We start from the raw sequence: 7078 nt of genomic DNA, 5'->3' as shown, positions 1-7078 counted from the left end.
CGCGGGTTCGAGTCCCGTCCGCTCCGCCAACTTAAGATGAAAGCCCTAGCAGCAATGCTAGGGCTTTTTTCGTTGTGTTCAATATTGATTCCATTTAAGGCCAATTGTAATACATAACTGCTTTTTTAGCATGTGAACATACGCGATAAAGGCATTAAATTTTTAGATTGTAGAATAACAACTTATCAAAAAATTCGTCTTGTTATTCTGCTTTTATTTTGGCAATTTCTGATTATTTATTTACTGTGATTGAGATAGTTTTAATGTTGCTCAGGTCAATAACATTAGAAATAACCTGTTTAAAAACATGAGTTTTCGGTTTTGTATTTACCTTTCTATTAACAACTATTTCTTTACTTGTTAATAACTTTACCGCTAGCATAAGGGATGTTTTACTCGTTTGGATTTGCTTTGTTTATTTTTCGCAATGTGCCTTTGGTTTTTATCATTCCATTTTGTATTTTGTCTATACACCTAGCAATGGTATTTGGGGGGTATTTTTACGAGTCAACGGATCTAAAGCGGCAACTTGCACAAGAAGAAACTAAGCAACTCAAAAAAGATTTATTTCGAATGCGTCATGTGGTTGAGTCTTCTATTCAAAATCAGGATTTCACCAGGATTGAACAAGAAGTTGCGTTGACCTCTACCGATTTAAATATGATGGTATATGTTATTTTAGATCCTAGCCGTACCATTCAGTTTGCTAATCATATTATATGGCGTGATAGCGATGCTAGTAACGTATTAGAAGGTTACTCAAATAGTATTCACCAAAGTGTAGTTCAATCTAATAAACCCTACCTTTTTGTTAATTTCGACAGACTTTCTATTCAAGCCTATTACCCCATTACTGATAATAACCGTTTTAGCTATGCACAATCTTTAGAACTGATTTACGTTGAGTATAATATTTCTGACCTTATCTCTCAGGCCTCAAATGCGCTTTTAGAGAGAACGATGCAGGTTTGGGGTTTTGGCACTTTATTGTTGATTGCTTTGTGCATGCTCCTCTATTGGTTATGGATCTATCCGCTATCTCGCTTAAGTTTAGCTGCAAAAAATATTGATTTAGCCGATTTCCAAAAAGGGATCAGTTGTTACTCGTCTGAGGTGTCAAAGCTTAGGGATTATCTTGTTCAGGTGAGTGGAAAAATTAGGCGTAATCAGAAAAGACTCAATGATGCAGAGCAACGTTGGCTTTTTTCTGTTGAGGGCACTCGTAATGGTATTTGGGACTGGAACTTAACAACTGGCGATGTATACGTTTCTGACCGATGGAAAGAGATAATCGGTTATCAAGCTTATGAGCTTGATAATGATTATTCTGTATGGGAGTCGAGATTACACCGTGAAGAAAAGGCTGATGTACTCAATATATTGCAAAAGTACATTGACGGACATACCAATGAGTATGAGAGTGTTCATCGTCTTCGTCATAAAGATGGTAAATATATCTGGGTGCTTGATCGCGGTAAAATTGTTGAATGGTCGCCGCAGGGTAAGCCTATTCGTATTATTGGTACTATTACCGATGTTTCTGCTGATGTTAAAAGCCAACGAATTGAAAGTGATCAAGACCCAGCAAGTCAAACCGCGTTGACTGATTTTATTAATCGAGAAACCCTAGCCGACTCCCTTTATGATTTACAGGTTTATAGCCGTAAAGTGGGACAGTTTTCGGCAATCCTATTGATTAATCTTGATAATTTTAAAGTGTTGAATGATGCTTTAGGGCAAGAACTGGGTGAGCGATTATTAGTTATGATTGCTGCAAGATTGTCAGGTACTTTCTCTTCAGCTGGTTTTGTTGCTCGTTTGGGGGCGGATGAATTTATCTTGTTGGCAAAAAGTTTTGGCAATGACATTGAGCATGCAAATAAGCGCGCTCTAGCGTTAGCAAGTGAAGTGCGGCAATTAATCGGGCGCACTTTTTCAATTGCCGATCAGAATTTGTCTATTTCAGCACGTATTGGAGTCGTTGTGTGTGATGGCAGCGAGTCACTTGAACCGCAAATATTGTTAGCAAGAGCAGATAACGCGCTTGAACGTGCCAAGGAGCCGAGATCAAATGGCTGCTTTATTTATCACCCGCAACTTAATGATAATCAGATTCAGCCTTTTAAACTAAGTCATGAACTACATACTGCTTTAGCGCAAAATCAACTGAATTTAGTCTATCAGCCTGTTGTTGATGTTGATGGTCATATAACAAGTTTGGAAGTGCTTCCTCGCTGGTATCATGCCCAGCATGGTTTCATTGCTCCTCGCAAATTTATAGAAGCAGCTGAGCTATCAGATTTCATATTTGAGATGGAGTTATGGATATTAGAAACTGTCTGTGGTCTGTTAAAAAAATTACAAGTACAAGGGATTAGCGTACCGATTATGTCTTTAAATATATCATCAAGACATTTTCATCAGGAACATTTTACCAGCGTTGTGTTAAATCGTATCCATAGCAGTAAAGTCAATCCGGCTAAGATCCAATTTGAATTAAATGAAGATGTCTTTTCGGTAAACACCGAGATGGTGAAGAACAAAATTGAAGAGCTACAGGCGAAAAATATTAATATCGCATTGGATAATTTTGGTTCGGGGTTATGTGCTTTACACCAATTAAAGGGCATTAGACTGTCACAGGTTAAGCTAGCGGCCTGTTATGCTGAAGAAAACGCTAGCAATACTACAACGCAAACAATGTTGTGCGCGTTGGTCGAGTTAGCGTCTCGCCTTGATTTTGATGTGATAGCGAAGCAAGTTGAAACTAAGAGTCAGTTGAATAACCTGATCCATGCAAAGTGCGATGGTTACCAAGGATATATATTTAGCCGCCCTCTGAATGAAGCCGATCTCACACTGTTACTTAAATCTCAGCTTGCTTTGAGTGTAATTTGATAAAGTTTATTGCATAAGTGAGGGCGGTATTTCTTAGGGTATCACCCTCAATCAACACTTCATGGTAAGCCCCTTCAATCACGACTTTATGACACAAGTTACTTAAGGCTAAGTCTTGAGCCTGATTGGTGACTATTGAGTCTTCACTTGCTTGTAAAATAAGAATGGGAGTTTGTGATTGTTTAGCAAATGCGATGCTTTGCTCTGCAGCGTTAATCGCTTCAACTAACCAGTGATTTGTAGGGGAGCCTAGCTGTATTTCTGGGTGCTTTTTATATAAGTCACGATAAAGTTCATATCGATGCTTACTATGGGTCAAGTTGTTACTGATAAAAGGCTCTGGTTGATAATCGGTACCACCAAGAACGTAATTACTTGTGATTTTGCCCTCTTGTTTCGATGGGCGTGTTTTATCTAATCGATTGGCTAGCCAGAGGATCATTTTTGTATTGAAGGGTAATGCAATACCGAACATGGGCGCTGACATGACTGCACTATCAAAAATATTAGGCTGACGATGAAGGTAGTGAGTGGCAATTGCCCCGCCCATAGAGTGTGCCATCACTGACAATGATAGGTGTTGAGTCGGTAAGACGATGTTTTCAATAAAGAATGAGAAGTCATCAACATAATCTTCAAATTTACCAACGTATCCCTGATGTGGATTATCTGTTAGCCGCTCTGAAAGCCCTTGCCCCCGATGATCTAGCGCAAACACACTATAACCTTGCTGATACAAATCAAAAATGAGTTCTTGGTACTTTAGGTATGATTCGACTCGACCATTGCTAATGACTATTGCGTGTTTAGCATCGGCTTGTAACACCTGACAAAATGCGATTTTAACGCCATCATTGGACTCAAATTTGCTTTGATGCACACTTTGCCAAAAACGTTGTTGTTCGGGAGTATTGAGTTTCTTTTCTGAAGAAAATTTTTTATAAATCATACTGTCGTAAGTTTAATTCATGCTAGTGAAGTTAATTTTATCATACAGTATTTACCCCGCTAGAGCAGCGGGGTAAATACGAAAGATTAGCCTAATTGCTTGGCAATATAGGCATCGATTATTTGTTCTAAAATAGGCATAGGTACCGAGCCATTTTCTAGAATGGCGTCGTGAAACGCTCTAATATTAAATTTTTCACCTAATGTATTTTCAGCTTTTTCCCGTAACCGTTTAATGGTTAGCTCACCCACTTTGTAAGACAAGGCTTGCCCCGGCCATGAAATATAACGGTCAATTTCGGTATGAACATTATGCAGGGATAACGCGGTATTGCTTGCCATAAAATCAATAGCTTGTTGGCGTGTCCATCCTTTTGCGTGCATACCTGTATCGACAACTAACCTAGCAGCTCGCCACATTTCATAGGTCAAACGACCAAAATTACTGTAGGGATCTTGATAGAACCCTGCTTCAAGGCCTAAGTATTCAGCATACAGTCCCCAACCTTCACCAAATGCAGATATATAGCTGTAACGCCTAAAATTAGGTAAGTTGGTAAGTTCTTTGTTTAATGAGATTTGTAGGTGGTGTCCTGGTACAGCTTCGTGCAGTGTCAATGCTTCCATCTCATATAATGGACGTTTATCTAACGCATATGTGTTGACCCAATAATAGCCTGGTTGATCGTCGCGGTTCGAACCTGAATATCGACCCGTTGTGTATTTAGGGGCGATTTCAGCAGGAACAGGCTCAATGCCATAAGGTGTTCTTGGAAGTTTGCCAAAATACTTAGGTAATATTGCATCTGCCTTTTTAGCAATGTAAGCCGCTTCTTTGAGTAACTCTTCAGCGGTTTTAGGGTAAAACTGCGGATCGGTACGAAGAAAATGTAAAAACTCTGCAAACGTGCCCTTAAAGCCAACATCAGCAATGACTTGCTCCATTTCCTGCTTGATTCTAGCCACTTCTTTCAGGCCGAGCTGATGAACTTCTTCTGCGCTCATGGGCAGGGTGGTGTAATACTCTACTCTATTTTGATAGAAATCAGCACCATCGGGTAATGCTGAAGCGGCAATTTGTTCTCTAGCGTTAGGGATGTAATCTTGGGTCATGAAATCGTAAAACGCTTGATACAAAGGTAGCACCGTTTCTTCGACTAAAAGCTTACCCTGTGCTGTCAGTTGCTGCTTCTGTGATTCGGAAAAGTGAGCCGGATACTCGGTAAAGGGTTTAAAGTAGCCACTTTGTTCAGTGGGCACAATAAAGGCACTTATGCTGTCTTCAAAACCGGCTAGTGTCACTTTTGCAGGGGTGATGCCGCTGGCTAAGCCTTGTTGCAACCAAAACGTTTGCTGGGCAAAGTATGTCGGTAGCGAGGATAGCTGGGCAATATAGTGCTGGTAATCGGTTTCATTATTAAATGAAGCTTTGGCTATGCTTGATATATAAGCATGAAAACCACTTTCTGAAGAAATAGGAATGTAGTGCTCTTTATATCGATACATATCAACTTGGTTTTGCAGTTGGTCTTGCAAAATTTTGGCGTTGATCACATCGTCTTTACTCAATTGAGTGCGATTTAACTGCTTCAGTGAATCGAGTAATTGTTGGGTTTTGATATTTTGTTCAGCCAGTGTTTCGGGAGATAAATCAGTTAGTTTACCTGCGGCACTGTTATCTCCAAGGCTTGCTGCTAGCTCAGGTGAGTAAGCCAGTGTTAGTGCCCAACTTTTATCGATAATCGTTTGTAAATCTTGACTGAAGACTTTAGCTGCTTGCGGTGTTGTGGCTATTGGGGCTGAAGAGGTTTTGCCTTTATTGTTAGCGTATTTATAGGCTTCACCCACGGTAGTATTAAGGCTACAACCCGCCAGACTTAGGGCGATTAATGAAGGTAAAATAAGCAAACGCATAGTCATTCCTAGTATCCATATTGTGGTGTGGTCAGTATGCCTGATTTTAATCTTGAAAACACCGCATCAACGGTATGGGTATATGTAAGTATTTATTGCTTTTATACTGTGCGCTTAATCGTCAGCAGTTAGCCAAAATCATGTTAAACTTACTGCAATCATACCTGACCAAGTTAATAACAAAATGTGGCAGGATGAGACTATAGGGGTTATATATGATCAATAAATCTATTCCATTGGTTGATTTACATCGCCATTTGGATGGCAATGTTCGCGTCCAAACAATTTGGGAGTTAGGCTTGCAACATGGTATTGCATTACCTGCCGATTCCTTAGAAAACTTGGCGCCTTTTGTACAAATTCAAGGTAAAGAAAATAGCTTAGTCGCTTTTTTAAAGAAGCTGGATTGGATGGTGGCTGTTTTAGCAGATTTGGATGCCGTTAAGCGTGTCGCCTATGAAAACGTGGTGGATGCTAAAGTGTCGGGTTTAGATTATGCAGAATTACGTTTTAGTCCATATTACATGGCGATGAACCATAATCTTTCGATTGAAGCCGTGGTCGAAGCCGTGATTGATGGTGTGGCAGCAGGCACGAAAGAGCATGATATTAAAATCAATTTGATTGGTATTATGTCGCGCTCATTTGGTCAGGAAAAATGCCGTTTAGAACTTGAAGGCTTACTGGCCCACAAAGACAACATTGTGGCGATTGACTTAGCTGGTGATGAGCTAGGATTCCCTGGCGATTTATTCACAGAGCATTTTAAACGTGTTCGTGACGCAGATTTACAAATCACAGCCCATGCAGGTGAAGCTGCTGGTCCTGAAAGTATGTGGCAAGCGATTCAAACATTAGGTGCAACACGAATTGGCCATGGTGTTAATGCTATTCGTGATCCTAAATTGATGGAATATCTGGCTAAGCATCGTATTGGCATCGAGTCTTGCCCAACCAGTAACCTGCATACTTCGACAATCGCCGATTATGATTCTCATCCCTTTATGCAGTTCTTTAATTCAGGAGTGTTAATTGGTTTGAATACCGATGATCCAGGCGTTAGTAACATCGATATCAATCATGAATATCGTGTTGCGAGATCTGAGATGGGTTTGACTGATGATCAATTGTCACAAGTGCAGCGCAATGGCGTTGAAATGGCATTTTTGTCTGATAGTGAACGTAAAGCATTATATGCATCGAAAGCTTAATGCTTTTATGCCAATAAAAAAGCCAGCATAAGCTAATGCCGATCAGATAAGCACTTTTTAGATCGGTTGACCGATCTACTGGTTGATGTATAAAGGCCTGCAACAGA

4 protein-coding genes are annotated in these 7078 nt (G+C 40.0%); 2 read left to right on the top strand and 2 right to left on the bottom strand.

From position 1 onward, the window contains the following. The first annotated feature begins 411 nt into the window (after positions 1–411). A complete protein-coding gene (locus tag OHT75_RS08585) occupies positions 412–2898 on the top strand; it encodes a putative bifunctional diguanylate cyclase/phosphodiesterase (RefSeq protein WP_264726078.1) in 2487 nt (828 codons plus the stop codon). On the opposite strand, the gene OHT75_RS08580 is transcribed toward OHT75_RS08585, so the two are convergent. Together OHT75_RS08580 and OHT75_RS08575 are read right to left on the bottom strand one after the other, a co-directional pair. Further along, positions 2867–3847 (bottom strand): alpha/beta fold hydrolase, encoded by a 981-nt coding sequence (locus tag OHT75_RS08580; protein ID WP_264726077.1) that lies wholly within the window; start codon positions 3845–3847, stop codon positions 2867–2869. The two genes, OHT75_RS08585 and OHT75_RS08580, sit on opposite strands and share 32 nt — an antisense overlap. Before the next feature lie 86 nt (positions 3848–3933). Then, positions 3934–5760 carry a DUF885 domain-containing protein gene (locus OHT75_RS08575; protein ID WP_264726076.1) on the bottom strand — a complete coding sequence of 609 codons (1827 nt, stop codon included), beginning with the start codon at positions 5758–5760 and terminating at the stop codon, positions 3934–3936. 215 nt (positions 5761–5975) lie between these two features. On the opposite strand from OHT75_RS08575, the gene add reads away from it, so the two are divergent. Then, complete coding sequence (add, locus tag OHT75_RS08570) at positions 5976–6971, top strand: adenosine deaminase (RefSeq protein ID WP_264726075.1); 996 nt, start codon at positions 5976–5978, stop codon at positions 6969–6971. The last annotated feature ends 107 nt before the right edge of the window (positions 6972–7078 follow it).

The sequence above is a fragment of the Shewanella subflava genome (assembly GCF_025971955.1).
In the GTDB taxonomy this organism is placed as follows: Bacteria; Pseudomonadota; Gammaproteobacteria; order Enterobacterales; family Shewanellaceae; genus Shewanella; species Shewanella subflava.
This window is presented reverse-complemented; position numbering and strand designations above follow the sequence as displayed.